Annotated in this window: 16 protein-coding genes; 7 read left to right on the forward strand and 9 right to left on the reverse strand. The window is 72.2% G+C overall.

Annotated features, from left to right (window positions below; translation table 11 throughout):
• Window positions 1-77: 77 nt before the first annotated feature.
• From BLW57_RS03450 to BLW57_RS03470, 5 genes are all read right to left on the reverse strand, one after another.
• The gene (locus BLW57_RS03450; RefSeq protein WP_093472042.1) at window positions 78-2,360 is read right to left on the reverse strand and encodes a prolyl oligopeptidase family serine peptidase; all 2,283 of its coding nucleotides are present in this window, start codon (window positions 2,358-2,360) and stop codon (window positions 78-80) included.
• Complete coding sequence (locus BLW57_RS03455; protein ID WP_093472044.1) at window positions 2,333-4,117, reverse strand: N-acetylglutaminylglutamine amidotransferase; 1,785 nt, start codon at window positions 4,115-4,117, stop codon at window positions 2,333-2,335. Before BLW57_RS03455 ends, BLW57_RS03450 begins: the two co-directional genes overlap by 28 nt.
• Window positions 4,118-4,355: 238 nt before the next feature.
• Window positions 4,356-5,549: a carboxylate-amine ligase gene (locus tag BLW57_RS03460; RefSeq protein WP_093472045.1), complete on the reverse strand. Its 1,194-nt coding sequence runs from the start codon at window positions 5,547-5,549 to the stop codon at window positions 4,356-4,358.
• 261 nt (window positions 5,550-5,810) lie between these two features.
• Window positions 5,811-7,010 (reverse strand): PP2C family protein-serine/threonine phosphatase, encoded by a 1,200-nt coding sequence (locus BLW57_RS03465; RefSeq protein ID WP_093472047.1) that lies wholly within the window; start codon window positions 7,008-7,010, stop codon window positions 5,811-5,813.
• The gene (locus tag BLW57_RS03470) at window positions 7,007-8,590 is read right to left on the reverse strand and encodes a sensor histidine kinase (RefSeq protein WP_093472048.1); all 1,584 of its coding nucleotides are present in this window, start codon (window positions 8,588-8,590) and stop codon (window positions 7,007-7,009) included. The genes BLW57_RS03465 and BLW57_RS03470 overlap by 4 nt, the downstream gene beginning before the upstream one ends.
• A gap of 106 nt (window positions 8,591-8,696) precedes the next feature.
• Here BLW57_RS03470 and BLW57_RS03475 point away from each other — a divergent pair, with 106 nt between their 5' ends.
• Both BLW57_RS03475 and BLW57_RS03480 read left to right on the forward strand, forming a co-directional pair.
• The gene (locus BLW57_RS03475; RefSeq protein ID WP_256339367.1) at window positions 8,697-9,050 is read left to right on the forward strand and encodes a hypothetical protein; all 354 of its coding nucleotides are present in this window, start codon (window positions 8,697-8,699) and stop codon (window positions 9,048-9,050) included.
• A 3-nt stretch (window positions 9,051-9,053) separates the two neighbouring features.
• Window positions 9,054-9,485 carry a response regulator gene (locus tag BLW57_RS03480; RefSeq protein WP_093472051.1) on the forward strand — a complete coding sequence of 144 codons (432 nt, stop codon included), beginning with the start codon at window positions 9,054-9,056 and terminating at the stop codon, window positions 9,483-9,485.
• Between the two features lie 105 nt (window positions 9,486-9,590).
• Here BLW57_RS03480 and BLW57_RS03485 read toward each other — a convergent pair whose 3' ends face one another.
• On the reverse strand, window positions 9,591-10,433 hold the full coding sequence (locus tag BLW57_RS03485) for an RNA polymerase sigma factor SigF (protein ID WP_093480496.1): 843 nt from the start codon (window positions 10,431-10,433) through the stop codon (window positions 9,591-9,593).
• A 62-nt stretch (window positions 10,434-10,495) separates the two neighbouring features.
• The gene (locus tag BLW57_RS42995; protein ID WP_371127772.1) at window positions 10,496-11,620 is read right to left on the reverse strand and encodes an ATP-binding protein; all 1,125 of its coding nucleotides are present in this window, start codon (window positions 11,618-11,620) and stop codon (window positions 10,496-10,498) included.
• Window positions 11,621-11,891: 271 nt separating this feature from the next.
• Here BLW57_RS42995 and BLW57_RS03495 point away from each other — a divergent pair, with 271 nt between their 5' ends.
• A complete protein-coding gene (locus BLW57_RS03495; RefSeq protein WP_176985439.1) occupies window positions 11,892-13,100 on the forward strand; it encodes a phospholipase D-like domain-containing protein in 1,209 nt (402 codons plus the stop codon).
• 195 nt (window positions 13,101-13,295) lie between these two features.
• Complete coding sequence (locus BLW57_RS03500; protein ID WP_093472053.1) at window positions 13,296-13,796, forward strand: MarR family winged helix-turn-helix transcriptional regulator; 501 nt, start codon at window positions 13,296-13,298, stop codon at window positions 13,794-13,796.
• A gap of 10 nt (window positions 13,797-13,806) precedes the next feature.
• Here BLW57_RS03500 and BLW57_RS03505 read toward each other — a convergent pair whose 3' ends face one another.
• Window positions 13,807-14,985, reverse strand: a complete 1,179-nt coding sequence (locus BLW57_RS03505; protein ID WP_093472054.1) for a PP2C family protein-serine/threonine phosphatase — start codon at window positions 14,983-14,985, stop codon at window positions 13,807-13,809.
• A 65-nt stretch (window positions 14,986-15,050) separates the two neighbouring features.
• Window positions 15,051-16,226 (reverse strand): PP2C family protein-serine/threonine phosphatase, encoded by a 1,176-nt coding sequence (locus BLW57_RS03510; protein WP_093472056.1) that lies wholly within the window; start codon window positions 16,224-16,226, stop codon window positions 15,051-15,053.
• 147 nt (window positions 16,227-16,373) lie between these two features.
• Between BLW57_RS03510 and BLW57_RS03515 the strand changes: the two genes are divergently transcribed.
• The 3 genes from BLW57_RS03515 to BLW57_RS03525 all read left to right on the forward strand — a co-directional run bounded on the left by BLW57_RS03515 (window position 16,374) and on the right by BLW57_RS03525 (window position 18,285).
• Entirely contained in the window at window positions 16,374-16,859 is a 486-nt protein-coding gene (locus BLW57_RS03515; protein WP_256339368.1) for a MarR family transcriptional regulator, read from the forward strand.
• Between the two features lie 517 nt (window positions 16,860-17,376).
• Window positions 17,377-17,748, forward strand: a complete 372-nt coding sequence (locus BLW57_RS03520) for an STAS domain-containing protein (protein ID WP_093472058.1) — start codon at window positions 17,377-17,379, stop codon at window positions 17,746-17,748.
• An 87-nt stretch (window positions 17,749-17,835) separates the two neighbouring features.
• Window positions 17,836-18,285, forward strand: coding sequence for an ATP-binding protein (locus tag BLW57_RS03525; protein ID WP_093472059.1), 450 nt, complete (start codon window positions 17,836-17,838; stop codon window positions 18,283-18,285).
• Window positions 18,286-18,424 lie beyond the last annotated feature (139 nt).

Raw genomic sequence — 18,424 nt, forward strand, 5'->3', positions numbered from 1 at the left:
GCCATGCGCTCCGACGTGGCCGGACACCGCTCGGGTGCCGCCTGCGGCCAGGGGTGCCACGGTGGCCGGCGGCCGCGTCAGGTCGTCGTCAGGTGGCGCTGGATCCAGTCGGCGGCGGTACGGCGGAAGAGGCGGCGGTTGTCCGCGCGGCGGAAGTCGTGGCCCTCCTCGCGCAGCATGAGGAGTTCGGCGTCCAGACCGCGCTCCCGTGCCGCCCGGACGAACTGCCGCGACTCCCCCACCGGCACGTTGGTGTCGTGCTCGCCGTGCACGGCGAGCACGGGGACGCGCAGGGCGTCGATGCGGCTCATGGGTGACAGGGCGCGCAGCAGGTCGGCGTCGCGTTCCGGATGCCCGTACTTGTGCGCGGCCGACTCGGCGATCCACGGTTCGGTGCCGACGAAGAAGGTGGACAGGTCCGACATCCCGCAGACGGCGACCCCGGTGCGGAACAGCTCGGGATGCCAGACGAGGGAGGCCATCGTGAGGTAGCCGCCGTACGAGCGGCCCATCACCGCGAGGCGCTGCGGGTCGGCCAGGCCCGCCACCACGACGTGGGCCGCGCAGTCGGCCACGTCCTCGATCGCGGCGAACCGGCCGGTGCCGAGGTCCGCGTCGACGAAGGAGCGGCCGTGGCCGGAGGAGCCGCGGACGTCGGGGGCGAAGACGTCCAGGCCGCGTTCGAGGAGTTCGTGGTAGAGCGGCTGGAGGACGGGGCGTTCCTGTTCCTCCGGGCCGCCGTGCAGATGCAGCACGCACGGCGCGGCCTCGTCCGGGGAACGGCCCGGCGCGCGGTAGTACCAGCCGCCCAGGGAGAGCCCGTCCCGGGCGGTGGGGTGCAGGGGAAAGGGCCGTACGGGCGGATGCCCGGCGGCGAGGACCGCGTCCTGGTCGCGCGAGGACCAGGGGGTGCGCAGGGCCGTGCCGTGCGGCAGCCACCACACGCCGGGCCGGCGCCGCGAGCCGGACAGGGCCACCACGGGGCCGTCGGGGTCGGCGGTCGGTACGACGCGGGTGACCACCTCGTGCGGCAGCGGGACACCGCGCGAGGTGCCGTCCGGGGAGCCGTCGGCGGGCGGCTCGCGGAGGTCCGTGCCGAACTCCAGCGGCGCGCGTGCGGGCAGGGCGGTGATCTCCAGGTCGCTGACCCCGTGGCGGTTCCAGGACAGTACGGCGTGCTGCCCGTCCCGGTGCAGGCCCAGCAGTTCCAGGTCGCAGTCCGGGCGGCCGGCGGCCACGCGCTGTCCCAGCCACTCCCCGCGCGTACCGAGCCGGACCTCCAGCAACGCGGCGAACTCACGGTGGGTGTCGCTGCGCAGCCAGAGGGTCTGGCCGTCCGGGGAGAAGCCCCCGATCCAGGGGTCGCCGTCGGCCGCCCGGACGGTGCCGGTCACCGTGCGGTCCCGGCGCCTGAGGACGACGGCCTCGCGGCGTCCGCGTGGCCCCCGGCGCAGCAGGGCGAGCCTGCCGTCGCGGGTCAGGGCGCATGCGCGCAGCGTCGGTGCCCCCGCCTCTCCGGCGACCAGTTCCGGTGCGCTCGTGCCCTCCGGGTCGACGAGGTAGACGGCCAGCGCTCGCGGGGCGGCCTCGCGCGTCTGCGCGGTGTGGTCGGCCTGGACCACGGTCCGCTCCGTCTCCTGGTGGGCGGCGGTGGTGAGCGGCCTGCCGCCCAGCAGCACCGCCTGGCCGTCGCGGCCGGCCCAGCGGCCGGTGTGGGCGGGGGCGGGCAGGTCGGTGGTCGGCGGGGGCCCGTCGGGTCGCGCCCGGACGTCTCCGGCGGGCGCGGGTTCGGTGACGGTGACCGCGACGGCGGAACCGTCATGGGTCCAGCAGCCGAGGTAGGCCGACGCGCCGGGTTCACCCCCGGCCAGGAGCCGCCTTCCGGTGCCGTCGGGGCGCACGCAGAGGACCCGGGTGAGTTCCCCGCCGCCGGGGGCCGTGGTGTAGGCGATCCACCGGCCGTCCGGCGACCAGGAGACCTCCGTGACCGGGTCGGGGTCGGCGTCCAGGAGCCGGGGCTCGTCGCCGTCCACCGGGCCGGTCCACAGCTGCGGCACACCGGTGCGGTCGCAGATGAAGGCGACGTTCCGTCCGCCGGGATCCACGGACGGATACCAGCAGCTGTGCGCGGCGAGCCGCTGCGGTACGTCGTACGGGACCGAGGCGTCGGCGAGGAGCACGGGCTCCGGCGCCGCGCGGGCTGCGGTCGCGGCCGCCGTCGTGCCGGCCTCGGCGAGTGCCGTGAGGGCGGCGGCCGCCGTGCCGTCCCCGCCCGGCGCCGCGGCGTCGGTGTGCGGCGGCGGTGCCCCGGTGTCCGGGCGCGGACCGGTGGTCAGCGGATGCCGTGTGTCTGCAGCCATGTCTCCAACAGCGCTACCTGCCACAGTGTGTTCGCTCCTCGCCGGGTGCGGTGCGCGTTCGGTGCCGCGAGCAGTTCGTCGATGTGGTCCTGGCGGAAGACGCCCCGCTTGACGGCTTCCGGGGCGGTGAGCGCCTCGCGGACCCGTTGCAGCACCGGGCCCGCCATGTGCTTGATCGCCGGGACCGGGAAGTAGCCCTTGGGCCGGTCGACGACCTCTCGCGGGAGGACCTTGCGTCCGGCGGCCTTCAGGACGCCCTTTCCGCCGTCGGCCAGCTTCAGTTCCGGCGGGCAGGCGGCGGCCAGCTCGACCAGTTCATGGTCGAGGAAGGGCACCCGGGCCTCCAGGCCCCAGTCCATGGTCATGTTGTCCACGCGTTTGACGGGGTCGTCGACCATCATCACGTGCGTGTCCAGCCGCAGGTCCGCGTCGAGCGCCGTGTCGGCGCCGACGGCCGCCATGTGGGCGTGCACGAACTCGGCGGAGACGTCCCGCTCGGCCAGCATCTCCGGTTCCAGGATGCGGGCGAGCTCGGCGTGGGACCGGTCGAAGTAGGTGTCGATGTAGGCCTGCGCGGCCCGCTCCCGGGGCACGTCGGCCATCGCCGGGTACCAGCTGTAGCCCGCGAACACCTCGTCGGCGCCCTGGCCGCTCTGGACGACCTTGACCTCCTTGGCGACCTGTTCGGACAGCAGGTGGAAGGCGACCACGTCGTGGCTCATCATCGGCTCGCTCATGGCCAGCACCGCCGATTCCAGGGCTCCCGACACCCGGTCGGAGGGCACCATCAGCTGGTGGTGGTTGGTGGCGAAGTGGCGGGCCACCAGGTCGGAGTAGGGGAACTCGTCGCCCTCCTCGCCCCCCTCGGACTCGAAACCGACGCTGAAGGTGGCGAGGTCGTGCTGCCCCTCGTCGGCGAGCAGGGCGACGATGAGGCTGGAGTCCAGTCCGCCGGAGAGCAGTACCCCCACGGGCACGTCGGCCACCATGCGGCGGCGCACGGCGGTCCGCAGCGCCTCCAGCACCGCGTCCGTCCAGTCCTCGGCGTTCAGACCGGCGTGCTCCGGGCGGCGCGTGTACGGCGGCTGCCAGTAGCGGTGGTCGCGGAAGGTGCCGTCCCGCTCGATGACGCGGACGGTGGCCGGGGGGAGTTTGCGGACGCCGTTCAGGACGGTGTGCGGTGCGGCGACGGTCGCGTGCCAGCTGAAGTACTGGTGCAGGGCGACGGGGTCGAGGGAGGTGTCGACGTCGCCGCCCGCCAGGAGGGCCGGCAGGGAGGAGGCGAACCGCAGCCGGTCGAGCGTGTGCACCAGGTAGAGCGGCTTGATGCCGAGCCGGTCCCGGGCCAGCACCAGGCGGCCGGTGTCCAGTTCCGCGATCGCGAAGGCGAACATGCCGAGGAAGTGATCGACGCAGTCGGTGCCCCACTGCCGGTAGGCCTTGAGCACGACCTCGGTGTCGGAGTCGGAGTAGAACGTGTGGCCGAGCGCGCGGAGTTCGTCCCGCAGCTCACGGTAGTTGTACACGCAGCCGTTGAAGACGCCGGCGATTCTCTCGCGGGGGTCCGCCATGGGCTGGGCGCCGCTCTCCGACAGGTCGATGATCTTCAGCCGGCGGTGGCCGAGGGCCACCGGTCCCTGGGACCACAGGCCGCGTCCGTCGGGGCCGCGGGGCGCGAGTCGGTCGGTCATCCGTTCCACCGCCGCCATGTCCGGCCGCTCGCCGTCGAACCGTATCTCTCCGCTGAGTCCGCACATCAGAGGATCCCCTTCTCCCGGGCTGAGGACCGTACGGTGCGGGCCGTACGTCCGTTGCGGCGGAGCTGCCGGCCGGGCGGCCCGGTGCGGGACGGGTGCCCCGGCGATGGGTGCTCGGGAATCGGGGGGTCCTGTGGGATGAGCATGAGCTTGTTCGCACTCCTTTTTCGGACGACGGCGGCCGGCGGTTTCGGCCGCGCGGCCGGCCCGCCCGCCGATCGCGGGCGGGGCGGTCTGATCACGCGCTCGGGGTCGGGGCGGGGGGCCTGCCGGGGCGCCGGTGGGCGGCGAGGGCGTCCAGCCGTGCGGTGGCGGGCCGCCGGCCGGCCGCGGGGCGCGAGGCCGGGCGTTCGCCGCGGGTCTCGGCCACCATGAGGTCGACGCTGGCGAGGAGGTCCTCGGCCTGGGCGGCACGGCGCAGCCGGTGCGCCGCGGTACCGGTGGCCAGCGCCTCCTCCAGCAGGCCGTGCACGGTCTCCCAGTCGCCGGCCGCCTCCAGCGCGGGGCGCAGCCGGGCCAGCATGCCCGTCAGTACGTCTGGCGCCGGCGCCCCGTACCGGGTGACGGGGTCGACCAAATGTCCCTCGAGGCCCGATCGCGCCGCCCGCCAGGCAGCTGCCCGCAGCCAGTCGTGGCGGCCGTCGCAGACGGGACCGTCGGCGTGTTCCAGCTGCTCGCAGGCCTCACGCACCAGGGCCCGGAAGAGGCCCGCGACCAGCACCACGGTCTCCACGCGGGGGCAGGCGTCGCAGATCCGCAGTTCCAGGGTGTTCTGGTGGGCCGAGGGCCGGACGTCGTGGTAGATCATGCCGGCGTCGCTGATGACACCCGAGCGGATCAGTTCCGCGACCGCCTCGTCGTAGTCGGCGGCGTCCCGGTGACAGCCCGCCGGTCCGGCGGTCGGCCACCGCTGCCACAGCATGGTGCGCCAGCTGGCGTACCCGGTGTCCGTCCCCAGCCAGAACGGTGAGCTGGCGGAGAGGGCCAGCAGTGGCGGCAGCCAGGGCGACACCAGGCACATCGCGCGGACGGCGGTGTCCCGGTCGGGGACGTCCACGTGTACCTGTGCGCTGCAGATGAGCTGTTCGTCGGCGACGCGCCGGTAGTCGTCGGCCATCCGCTGGTAGCGGGGATCGGCGGTGACGTCCCGGGAGCCGAGACCGGCCAGCGGGACGGTTCCCGCGGCGACGACCGCAAGGCCCGCGGTGGAAGCGGCCGCGTCCAGGCGGCGCCGGGTGGAGGCGAGGTCCGTCCACAGACCGTCGAGGGTGTCGTGCACACCGCTGTTGCTCTCCACGACCGACCGCTGGAGTTCGCTGGTGAGGCCGGGCCTGTCGAAGCGGCCGAGCAGTTCGGCGGCCCGCGGGACGAGCCGCCCGCTCTCGACGTCGAGGACGTGGAATTCTTCTTCTGCCCCGAGGCGCACTGTCACGATCTCTCCCCGGTAGTGGTGGACAGCCGCCGCTACGCCGGCGGACCGGCCGGATGACGGCGGTTGACGTGGGTCCGGGTTCCCTCATCGTCCGCCAACAAGCCGCATACAGCACATTTTGTGGCGAAGATCGCTCATCTGAGCATACGACTGCTCCTACGACGCTGGGTCACGGCTGACACACGCGTACCCGGACAGCGGCCATGTCTCACCCGTCCCGGGCGAAGCGGTTCCCCGTCCCTTGCCGGACGGGGCTGCGCCTCAGGGCCGCGGGCCGTCGGAGCCGGGCAGGCCGGCGTTCCAGTCGAGGCGGAGGACGGCGAGGTCGTCGGTGTGCCGGTCGGCGTTCAGGGTGCGGGTGCCCGCGATCAGCCGGTCCAGGTGGATGCCGGGGTCGGGGGTGCGGATGCCGTCGATGATGCGCAGCAGGCCCTCCACGCCGAGCCGGGCGCCGGTGCTGTCGGCGAAACCTTCGACGAGGCCGTCGGTGTAGGCGATGAGCGCGCCCCGGGCGGGCAGCGCGAGGGTGGTCGCGGGCCACTTGCCGAGACCGGGCGCGATACCGAGGGCGACTCCGTGCGCGGCGGCGATCTCCCGGGTCCCGTCGGGGGTGATGAGGAGGGGCTCGTGGTGCCCGGCCAGGTGCAGGGTGAGGATGCGCGCACCCGCATCGAGGGTGATGAGGGTGCAGGTCGCGAACAGGTCGCTGCCCGTGCGTTCGGCGATGTGGATCTGTTCCAGGAGGTGCAGCAGATGCTGGTCGCGGTGGCCGCCGAGCGTCAGGGCACGCCAGGCTATGCGCAGACAGACACCGAGCGCGGCGGCGTCCGGGCCGTGGCCGCTGACATCTCCGATGACGGCGTGGACCTGTCCGTCGTCGGTCTGGACGACATCGAGGAAGTCACCGCCGAGGAGAGCCTGTGCCCGGCCGGGGTAGTAGCGGCTGGAGGCGGTGACGGCGCCGGGCGAGAGCAGCGGTTCCGGCAGCAGACCGCGTTCCAGACGGGCGTTCTCCTCGGCGCGCAGGCGCCCGATCTGGAGGTCCGCGTTGGCGCGCTCGGCCTGCTTTCGCTGGACGGCGTAGCGGACGGCGCGTTGCATCAGGTCGGGGTCGACCTTGCCCTTGACGAGGTAGTCCTGGGCGCCGGCGGCGAGGGCGTCGACTCCGGCGCGGGGTTCCTCGAGGCCGGTCAGCACGATGATGGCGGCACGGGTGGCGGCCTGGACGGCCTGGACCGTCTCCACTCCGGACGCGTCGGGCAGGTGCAGGTCGAGCAGGACGCAGTCGACGGGGTGCGAGGCGAGCGCCGTTCGCGCGTCGGCGGCCGTGCGGCAGCGCGTCAGGGCGTGCGGCATGTCGGTGTCGTAGAGGAGTTCCTCGACCAGGAGGGCGTCTCCGTCGTCGTCCTCGACCAGCAGGATGCGGAACCGCTCCGCGCGAACCGCGGCCCGGCCGGTCACGACTGCGTCTCTCTCTCGGCGGCGGGCGCGGGCCCGACGGCGGGCAGGGTGAGGACGACTCGGGTGCCCGGCTTGTAGTCGGGGTCGATCCCGATCGTGCCGCCGTGGAACTCGACGACCTTCTTGCACATCGCGAGACCGATGCCCGTGCCCGGATAGGCGTCCTTGGTGTGCAGCCGCTGGAAGAGGACGAACACCTTCTCCTGGAACTCCGGTGCGATGCCGATGCCGTTGTCCGTGACCGTGAACTCCCAGACGCCGTCGTCGGACACGGCGCCGACGTGGATCCGGGGCGGGCGGTCCGGGCTGCGGAACTTGATCGCGTTGGACAGCAGGTTCTGCCACAGCATGCCCAGCTGGGTGCTGTCCCCGACGACCGTGGGCAACGGGTCGTGGGTGATCTCGGCCCCGCTCTCCTCCACGGCCACGCTCAGCACGTCCAGCGTCCGGTTCAGCACGCCTTCGAGGTCCACCGTCTGGTGGTCGTTGTGCACCCGGCCGACCCGCGAGAAGGCCAGCAGGTCGTTGATCAGGAGCTGCATGCGGTTGGCGCCGTCGACGGCGAACGCGATGTACTGGTCCGCCTTGTCGTCCAGCTGTCCGCCGTAGCGCCGCTGGAGGAGCTGGGTGAAGCTGGACACCTTGCGCAGCGGCTCCTGGAGGTCGTGGCTGGCGACGTAGGCGAACTGCTCCAGTTCCGTGTTCGACCGCTTGAGGTCCTCCGCCTGCTCGTCCAGCAGACGGCGGGCCGCCTCACTGAACTGGAGCTCCTCCACCAGCCGTCGGCGCATCGAGTCCACGTCGGAGGCCAGTTGCCGCAGGTCGGCGGGGCCGGTGCCGGCGAGGGAGCGGTCGAAACGGCCCCGGGCCACCTCACGGGCGGCCGTGCCCAGCCGGGCGAGCGGGCCGGTGACACCGCGGCGCAGCCCCTCGAAGACGAGCACGGCGACGAGGGCGATGACCATGGCGATGACGGCGAACATCCAGTTCCGCAGGGTCACCGCCCGCCGCAGGTCGCGCACGGCCTGCTCCCGCTCGCTCTGCAGGTGGGCCTGCTGCCGGGTCATCGCGCCGCGCAACGCGTCGAACTCCGACTTGCCCTCGGCGGCCCGCCGGGTGGACAGTACGACCGCCTCCTGGGCGGGGGCGGCAGAGACGGGCTCGGCGATGCGCTTCTGCCAGGTGCCGGCCAGCTCCTCCACGGTGGCCAGGTCGGCGCGGGCCCGGGTGTCACCCTCGACCAGGGGCCGCAGTCGGCGCAGGGCGGCCTTCTCGTCGGACACGCCCTCCGCGTACGGCTGGAGGAAGTCCGAGCGGCCCGACAGTCCGTAGCCGCGGATGCCCGTCTCCTGGTTGACGAGAGCCTGTTCCACCCGCATGGCGTCGATCAGCGCGGGCGAGCGCCGGTCGACCAGCTGGGTCGTGATCTGGGACGTACGCCACATGGCCCAGCCGCCCAGTGATCCGAGGACCGCCAGGACGAGCAGGGTGCCGGCGACCCCGGTCCGCAGCCAGCGCCGGGTGGTCCAGCCGGAGAACGCGGCCGTGGCGGACGGCTCGGTCTGTATCGCGCTCTGCATTCTTCCCTCGACGAGTCGGCCGCTGTTGTCATGTGGCAAGCACACTGTACCCAGGGACCGACAACGCATGTTGTCTCGTCACCGATCGACGCCGTAGGGTGACGCCATGCCCGCTCACCCTTCCCCCTCGCCTTCGCACGGGGAAACGGCCGCGCTGGTGACCCAGGTGGTGGAGGAGCTCACCCGGCGACTCGCCCGGGACGCCCACCACCCGCCCGCGGGCACGGTAGCCGACGCCCGAAGACGGGCGCTCGTGCGCCTGCGCGTCCTTCGCGGCGTCAAGCAGGCCGTCCGGCACCTGGAGGACCAGGCAGCCCGCGCCGCGGCCGCGAGCGGAGCCGGATACCCCGAGATCGGCCGGGCTGTGAACATGAGCCGTCAAGGAGCCCGACGCCGCTGGCCCGGGCTGATCAGCAACCGCACACCTTCCCCCACCTCGCCCGAACCCCGGAGCTCGTGACCCATGGCTGCCGCCGCAATCCGCCCCTACGACGTCCTGCTGGTCGAAGACGACGTCGCCGACGCCATGCTCATCCAGGACGCCCTCGCCGAGCGCGGTACCCGGAACCTCACCCAGGTCTCCGACGGCATCGCCGCCCTGGAGTACCTGCGCGACCCGGACAACGAGCGCCCCGACCTCATCGTGCTCGACCTCAACATGCCGCGCATGAACGGACGCGAATTCCTCGCCGTGGTCAAGGAGGACGCCGATCTGCGGACCATTCCGGTCGTCGTCCTGACCACGTCCGCCGCGCCCGACGACGTCACCGGCGCCTACCGCCACCACGCCAACGCCTACGTCACCAAGCCGGTGAACCTGGAGGACTTCGAGGCGGCCGTCCGCAGCATCGACACCTTCTACCTCGACATCGCGGTCAAGCCGCCCCGGGAGTAGGACCCCGGGCAGGGGCGGCGCCACGCCGCCACCGCTCCGGGACACACGTGACGAACGGCCGGATCCGGTGGATCCGGCCGTTCTGCGTCCGCTCCGGGCGCGCTCTCAGTCCGCGCTGAGCATCCCCTCGCGCAGGCGGGCCAGGAGGCGGGAGATCAGTCGGGAGACGTGCATCTGGGAGACGCCGAGACGTTCGCCGATCTCGGCCTGCGTGAGTTCCTCGACGAAGCGCCAGTGGATGATCCTGCGGTCGCGTTCGCCGAGTTCGGCGATCATCGGTGCGAGGGCGTGGAAGTCCTCGACCAGTCCGAGAGCCGCGTCCTCGTCGCCGATGAAGTCGGCCAGTGCCGCCTCACCGTCCTCGCTGCCGCTGATCGCCGCGTCCAGGGACGCCGACTTGTAGCCGTTGGAGGCGAGCTGGGCCTCGACGACCTCGTCCTCCGGAAGGCTCATCAGCTCGGACAGTTCCTTGACCGTGGGGGTACGGCCGAGCCGGCTGCGCAGCTCCTCGTTGGCACGGGCCAGCTGGACGCGGGCCTCCTGCAGACGCCGGGGCACGTGCACGGCCCAGGACGTGTCGCGGAAGAACCGCTTGATCTCGCCCACGATGTACGGCACCGCGAAGGAGGTGAACTCCACCTCACGGGACAGCTCGAACCGGTCGATCGCCTTGATCAGACCGATCATGCCGACCTGGACGATGTCCTCCATCTCCTCCGCACCCCGGCTGCGGAACCGCGCCGCCGCGAAACGGACGAGGGACATGTTCATCTCGATCAGCGTGTTGCGCGCGTACTGGAACTCGGGCGTGCCCTCCTCCAGCACCGCGAGCTGGTCGAAGAACACCTTGGACAGCGCCCGCGCGTCCCGGGGGGCGACCTTGGACGGGTCCGCTATCGCCGGAACGTCCACCTTCTGCTCAGTGCTCTGCACGGTCGTCGTCGCCATCATGCGCCCCACCCGGTCGATCGGCCCTGTTGTCGTCGGCTCCGCGGCCGACGCTCCCGCGTCTACCCCGGCTCGCCACATGCATGCCCCCCGGGTTCGGAATCCGGGTCCAGGGCGATCGTCGCGGTGACCCGCTTGCCCGTAGCCGCCCGCTCCGCGCCGAGCGCCACGGCGATGGCCTTGACGATCTCCAGCCCGTGCTGGCCGACCCGCCCGGGGTCCGCCACCCGCGCGGTGGGCAGCACGGGATCGCCGTCCCACACCTCCACCTCCACCGTGTCCCCCGACACACGGAGCTTCAGCAGCACCGGGCCGGGCGCGTACTTGCAGGCGTTGGTGACCAGTTCGCTGACGACGAGCTGGACGAGATGCACACTCCGCTCGGACACGGTACGACCCCCGGCAGCGACCTCGGCCAGGAACCCGACGGCGAGGTGACGCGCCTCGGCTATGCAACCGCCGTCACCGGACAGCACGGCCGCCCTCACCGGTCCGCCCACCACGATCGCCTCAGCCACCGCCAGCGGCTCGGCCGTCGGGACCGGGTCGGCTGCCGTCATCGACCCGGCCGAGGCCGACGGCCCGGCCGCCGTCGCCGACGCGGTGGTCGGCACCGGGTCGACGGCGGCCACCGGCTCGGTCGCCGGCAGGTCGGTCGGTGTCGGAGCCGGTCCCCTCACCACCGGCCCGGCCATGACCGACGGCTCGGCCACCGTCATCGACTCACTCCTCGGCGAAGGGGCGACGTCGGTCAAGGGCCCGGCAGCCTCCACCGGCCCGGCCACCACCATCGTCTCGGCCGTCGGAGGCAACCCGGTCCGCGGCGCCGAAGGCACGGCCGTCACCTCGGGGTCCGGCATCGGCACCGGGTCGACGGCGGCCACCGGCTCGGCCGGCGGCAGGTCGGTCCGCGACGAAGGCACGGCCGGCGTCGGCGGCCCTGCCGAGGCGGACGGCGCGGCTGCCGTCGTCGGGTCGGTGGTCGGCAGCACGTCGATGCCGGTCGAGGGCTCGGTCGGCGGCACCTCACGAGTGATCGCCGGTTCGGTCGGCGTCGGAGACACAGGCGTCGTCGCCGGCTCGGCAGGCGTCACCGGCCCGGCCGCCGCCGTCGGCTCGGTCGGCGGCTCGTCGTCCGGTATGCCGCCACACCCGCCTTCGCGCTCCAGACCCATCGGCTCTGCCATACCCACCTCATCCACACGGCTCCGCACCCGGGCGGACACGGGGTCCGCGCTTCTGCTGCCTGTGCCGAGGCCATCCGGGTGCATAACCAGTACCACGCGCGCGCCACTCCCCGGCCCGGAAACCGTCCGCGCCCCGCCGGAACCGTGTCCCCGTAGGGCTGAACACCCCTCCCGCGGCCCCGGGGAGTGACGCGGTGGCCGCCGGGCATCTGATTGTCCGGGCTGGATCGGAGGCCCGCATCACGTCTTGCACAGATGAAGGAGACCGGGCGTGACCCTCGACGGCATAGCGGCAGCCCCCGTTCGCACCGGCGAACCGGACCTCGCGGCCCGCAAGCAGCGCCTGCGCCGGCGCCTGGAGCGGCTGATCGGCGTGGCCGCCACCGAAGGCAACGAGCTCGTGCCCCTGCGCAACGGCGACAAGATCTTCCCGGCGATGCTCGGCGCGATCCGCGCGGCCGAGCACACGATCGACATGATGACGTTCGTGTACTGGCGCGGCCAGATCGCCCGCGACTTCGCGGCGGCGCTCACCGACCGGGCCCGCGCGGGCGTGCGGGTACGACTGCTGCTGGACGGTTTCGGCGCCCAGCAGATCGAACAGCACCTGCTCGACATGATGGACGAGGCGGGTGTGGAGGTGGCCTGGTTCCGCAAGCCCGTCCGGCTCTCGCCGTTCAAGCAGAACCACCGCTGTCACCGCAAGGCCCTCATCGTCGACGAGCACACCGCGTTCACCGGTGGCGTCGGCATCGCGGAGGAATGGTGCGGCGATGCCCGCAACCCCGGCGAATGGCGGGACACACACGTCCAGGTGCGCGGCCCGGCCGTGGACGGTGTCGCGGCCGCGTTCGCCCAGAACTGGGCCGAGTGCCACGACGAACTCTTCGACCACCGCGACCGGTTCGTCGAGCACCAGCAGCCGGGCTCGTCGGTCGTGCAGGTGGTGCGCGGCTCCGCCAGCATCGGCTGGCAGGACATGCAGACCCTGATCCGGGTGATGCTGACCTCCGCCGAGGAACGATTCCGCCTCGCCACCGCCTACTTCGCCCCGGACACCTTCTTCATCGACCTGCTGTGCCGGACCGCCGAGCGCGGCGTCACCGTGGAGATCCTGCTTCCCGGCCCGCACACCGACCAGCGCGCCTGCCAGCTCGCCGGACAGCATCACTACACCCGTCTGCTCGAAGCGGGCGTACACGTCCGTCAGTACCAGCCGACGATGATGCACGCCAAGATCATCACCGTGGACTCGGTCGCCTCCCTCATCGGTTCCACCAACTTCAACCGGCGCTCCATGGACCACGACGAAGAGGTCATGCTCGCCGTCCTGGACGAGGAGTTCACCGCCACCCTCGACGCCGACTACGACGCGGACCTGAAGAACAGCGTCGACATCGACCTCGGCCGGTGGAGACGGCGCGCGATGCTCCAGCGCGCCAAGGAGGCGGCCGTCACCCCGGTCCGCCGGTTCCTCTGACCCGGTTCGGTGACCGCTCGCCGGGTGTACACGCTTCAATGGGCGGGTGATGGAGATTGCGTTCCCGCCCGTCGAAGGTTTCGTGACCGCGGGACATCGCCCGGCCGGACGCGCTTGCCCCGCGACACTTCGGGTACCGCGATGGAATAAGAGTGGTAACCGTGTGGACCGGCGATTACTGAAAGCGATGCGTTCGTGACTGGCCTCAGTGGCTCCGGAGACGGCCGAGTGAGCGGACCGGACGACGACTCCGTGTCCCTCGCCTCGACGATCGCCGAGGCCGTGGACAGACTGGCCAATCTGTGGTCGGTCGCCGCTCAGGGGGCGAGCCTGCGCTTGTCGCCGCACCAGTTGCGGGCCCTGCGGATCCTGGAAGCGGAGCCGGGGCAGAATCTCACCGCGCTGGCGGTGGGCATGGACATCGGGCTGCCGACGGCCAGCCGGCTGTGCGACCGGCTGGAGGCGGCCGGTCTGCTGGAGCGGGTACTGCACCCGCAAAAACGCCGTGAGGTGCAGCTCCACCTCACCGGACACGGCCGGCAGGTCCTGCACGAGGTGGCCTCGCGCAGGTCGCAGGCGCTGGCCGCCGTGCTCGCGGCCATGGAGACGACCGAGCGCGACGCGCTGCGGCGGGGACTCCAGAGCTTCCTGGCGGCCCAGGACGGGGACTCGCCGGAGGGGGGCGGCCCCGGCTGACGGGGGCGCGTCAGCCCTGGTGGCCGCGCCAGTCGAGGCAGACCACGGCGGCGTCCGACACGAGGTCGTCGCTCCCGAAGTGCTGGACCAGGCCGGCGACGACCGCGCGTGCCGCCTCGTGCGGCGGCGCGGGACGGGTGGCACTGAGGATCTGCCGCAGGGCGCCCTCGCCGAAGAGGTCGCCGCCCGCGGAGCGGGTGCCGTGCACGCCGGTACTGACCACTATCAGCCGGTCGTCCGGTTCGAGCTGGAAGTGCTGCTCGACGTATTCGGTCTCCTCGAACATGCCGAGCGGGAGCTGGGCGTCCAGCTCGACGCGTTCGGTGTGGCCCCGCCGCTGGCGGAACAGTTGCGGTGAACCCGCGTCGACGGCGGTCATCGTGCCCGTGGCCAGGTCGCACCTCAGCAGCAGTGTCGAGGCGTACGCCTTCCCGCCGTACTGGGCGTAGACGGCCTGGTCGGCGAGGCAGGCCTGGTCGGCCAGGCCGAGACCGCCCCGCCGGGCGTTGCGCAGCGCGCCGACCGTGAGGCTGGTGAGGAGAGCGGCCTCGATGCCCTTGCCCATGCCGTCGGTGACGGTGAGCGTGAGGTGGCCGGCGTCGGCCGACCAGTCGAAGTTGTCGCCGCCGATGGAGTAGGCCGGCTCCAGATGGGCGCCGATGACGTATTCCTCGCGGGCGGAACCGCGGCCGGGCAGGAGCTGCCACTGCATCTCGGCCGCGAGGGTGAGCCGGCGGGTGCGACGGGCCTGGAGGTACAGGTCGGTTTCGTGGTCGGCGGTGACGACCTCGTGGCCGAGTGCCGTGGCGAAGCCGCCCAGCTGGAGCACGGTCTCCGGGTCCGCGGCGCCGTCGGGCAGGCGCACCGAGAGGACGCCCAGGCGGTCTCCGCGCACGGTGATGGGGAGGTGCACCAGGTGGGCGGCCGGGTCGCGGAGGACCTCGATCACCGGGCTCTGCCGGACGAAGGCGCTGCCGACCGGGCCCTCCTGCGCGGGTATCGGGTCTCCTGTGCAGGGCAGGTGGGAGACCGGCTGCAGGACGGCCAGTCCGTAGTCGGCGAGCAGGAGGGTCACCTCATGCGCACCGAGGCGTTCGGCGAGGATGCGGTGCGCCGCGGCGACCAGGGCGTGGGGCGGGGCCGCGCGGAGCTGGGCCTCCACGGACGGGAGCGGTTCAGAGGCTGTCACGGCATCGGCCCTCTCGACTCGTAGAGCCACGCTATCGTGCCCGGCGTACCGGCGAACGGGGAGCGTCACGACCGGCCGGGCCGCCCGCGCCAGTCCAGGCACACCACCAGCGCGTCGTCGTCCGGCAGGGCGCCCGTACCACGGTGACGGTTCAGCTCCGTCAGGATGGCGCGGGGCACGTCGGGCGCGGGCAGCAGCCGGGTGGACTGGATGGCCCGCACGAGGGCCGCCTCGCCGTACGCCTCGCCCTTCGGGGAAGCCACCGCGTGGACGCCGTCGCTGACGAAGACCAGCCGGTCGCCGGGCTCGACCGCGAAGTCCTGCGTCACGTAGTCGGTCTCCTCGAACATGCCGAGGGGGAGCTGGGCGTCGAAGGTGACGCGCTCGACGGTGCCGCCCCGCAGCCGCAGCAGCTGCGGGGAACCCGCGTCCACGACGGTCGCCCGGCCGGTGGCAAGATCGAAGTCGAACATCAGGACGGACAGGTAGCAGCGCCCGCGGTAGTGGGCGTAGACGGCCTGGTCGGCCAGGGCCGCCTGGTCGGCGATGGGGATGTCGGCGCGGCGGGCGTTGCGCAGCGCGTTGATGGCGAGGTTCGTCAGCAGGGATGCCTCTATGCCCTCGCCCATGCCGTTGGTGACGTACAGCATCAGGTGGTCGGCCGTGGCGGACCAGTCGAAGTTGTCGCCGAAGATGGCGTAGGCGGGTTCCAGCTGGGCTCCGAGGTCGTACTCGGCGCGGGAGCAGGAGCGGCCGGGGAGCAGTTGCCACTGCATCTCGGCGGCCAGGGTGAGGCGTTCCTTGCGGCGCGCCTGGAGGTACAGGTCGGTGTCGCGCTCGGCCACGATCACCTCGTGCCCCAGCACATCGGCGACCTCGGCCAGCTCGGACACCAGCTCGTGCGTAGCGAGGCCGCCCGGGAGGGTCACCGACAGTACGCCGAGCCGGTCGCCGCGTACGCTCACGGGCAGATGCACGTACGTCCGCCCGTCCCGCCCCTCCTCGCAGTACGGCGCCTGCGAGGCGAAGGCCCGGCCGACCGGGCTGCCGTGCACCGGGACCGGCTCCAGGGTGTGCGGCAGCACGGACACCGGCTGAAGCACCGTCAGGCCGTAGTCGGCCATGAAGAGCTCGACGGCCTCCGCGTCGTACCGCTCGGTCAGGACGGCACGGACGGCGTCGAGCAACTCATGGGGAGCCGCTGTGCGCAGGGCGCGTTCAGCTGCTTCGAATCTCTTCACGATGGGGATACACCAATCTTTCTCCGTACGCCGTGCGGGCTTCCCCGGGCCGGGTTCGGCGGGAGGAGCCGCGTCGGTCGCCCCGAGTCATCTGTAGCCGGCGCGGGCGCCTAGTACGCTGAGGGGCACCACAGTGCCTGCGAGAGTGTGACCGTGACTGCCTTCCGCCGCCGCCCGGAGCCCGACGAGGTCGCCCGTGTGACCACCACGGCCGCCGAGCTGCTGGAGGTCGTGTGGGGTCGCGCGTCCACCGCGCCCACCTCCGCGTCCCAACTGCGCGTGCTGCACATCCTCGAGCACCAGGACGGCATCAACCTGCGCACCCTGGCCGAATGCCTGGCCTCCACGCCGCCGTCGACGAGCCGGCTGTGCGACCGGCTGCAGGCCGCGGGGTTCATCGAGCGGGTGGTCGGCACGGAGGACCGGCGCGAGGTGCGGCTGCACCTCAGCGGCAGGGGCCGCGCGTTCCTCGCCGACCTGCGCGCCCGCCGGGAGCAGGAGTTGCGGAAGGTCCTGGCGGACATGCCCGCCGCCAAGCGCGTAGCCCTGCTGGACGGGCTGGAGGCCTTCTGTGCCGCCGCGGCGACGCAGATACACAGGGACACGCCGGACTCCGGCAGCCAGACCGCCTGAAGTTCCGCACGCGGCAGCGGTGTCACCACCGCCCTTCGGCGATCATGACCAGTACACGGAGAGGTCTCCGTCCACCGGAGCATTCCACGTCCTTCCCCGCGTACATCCGACACGGCTACTCTGTTGCCTCATGACTATTGTTGTCAAACAACAACAGTGCCCGAGGGGCGTCCTGTCCGAAAGTTCGAATACCCCGTACCGGGGAGATCCGCCGTGACTGTGTGCCATGTCTCGCGGAGCCGGTGGCCCGGCCGCGATCCGGGTCGGCGGTGACACGGTCGCGCGCGGCGAGAAGAGGTTCACACCGGTGACACACAGCGGCGTCCCGGACGCCCGGGAGGGCGGGCCCTGCCGACACCTGTGCCGCTCGGACGGGAGCGCTCCGCGATGTCCTTCATGAGTGCCCCTTTACCCGCTGCGACGGGTCACATGGGGGAAATCACCCGGGGCCGACGCACTGCGTACAGCCGGCACGTACGACTAGACCCGCAGAACTCTGCGCTGTGAGGATGACTTCATGCACGCGGCTCCCGAGACAAAAGTTCACGTAACCCGCCACGAGCAGACCTGCGTTCTCACCGTGCGCGGCGAGGTGGACCACGACGACGCCGAGGACTTCGACGCGGCGTGGGAGGCGGCCGACCGGGCGGCGCTGCCGGTGACGGCGGTCGATCTGTCCCAGGTGAGCTTCGCCGACAGCATGCTCCTCAACGCCCTTCTGGGGGCGCGGCGCCGGCATCTGGCCGACGGCCGGGACCTGGTGGTGCTCGGCCCGTTGCAGCCTGCGGTCCGCAGACTCCTGACCATCAGCGGCACCATCGACCACTTCCACGTCGTCGACGCCGGCCACGGCCACAGTCACGGCCATGTGGACGGCACCACACCATGAAGCGGATCACCCCGGGTAGGCGAAAACGGCACAACGAGAACACTGTGCTGTCAACGGCACAGACTCAACAGGCACGGAGACGCATCCATGGTCATCCCGCTTAGGAAGCAGGCGGCGGATGAACAACACGACGAGGGCCCACTGCGGTCCGGCACGGCCTGGGACACGGCCGGGATATCCATCGCCGACACCCGGCGGACGGTCCGCACGCTGCTGGCGCGGGCAGGTCATCATCCCGACGACCGGCCGAGTCAGGACGCCCAGCTGGTGGTCAGCGAACTCGTCACCAACGCCCTTCGCCACGCGCCCGGACCGGGCGCCCTTCTGCTCGAACTGTCGGCCGAAGACGCCGTGTTGCTGATCGCCGTCCGCGACGGCTCACCCCGCCCGCCCGACGTGCGCCCCCAGGACGGCAGCCGGGTCGGCGGACACGGTCTGCGCCTGGTCACGCAGTTGTGCGAGCAGGTGCGCACGGACCCGTGGAGGACCGGCAAACAGGTCACGGCACACCTGCGGTTGGGCACCCCCACCGACTGACGGTCGAACTGCCGCACGGGGCGCCTTGTCACGCCCCGTCCGGCGCCCCTCCCCCGGTTCCTCCGCCCGCCGTCGGCAGGCGTGCCGGTCCGCCTTGCGGGCAACCGGAAGCACGAGGGGAAACGGGGCCGGACATGGG

The sequence above is a fragment of the Streptomyces sp. 1222.5 genome, assembly GCF_900105245.1.
GTDB classification, from domain to species: Bacteria; Actinomycetota; Actinomycetes; order Streptomycetales; family Streptomycetaceae; genus Streptomyces; species Streptomyces albidocamelliae.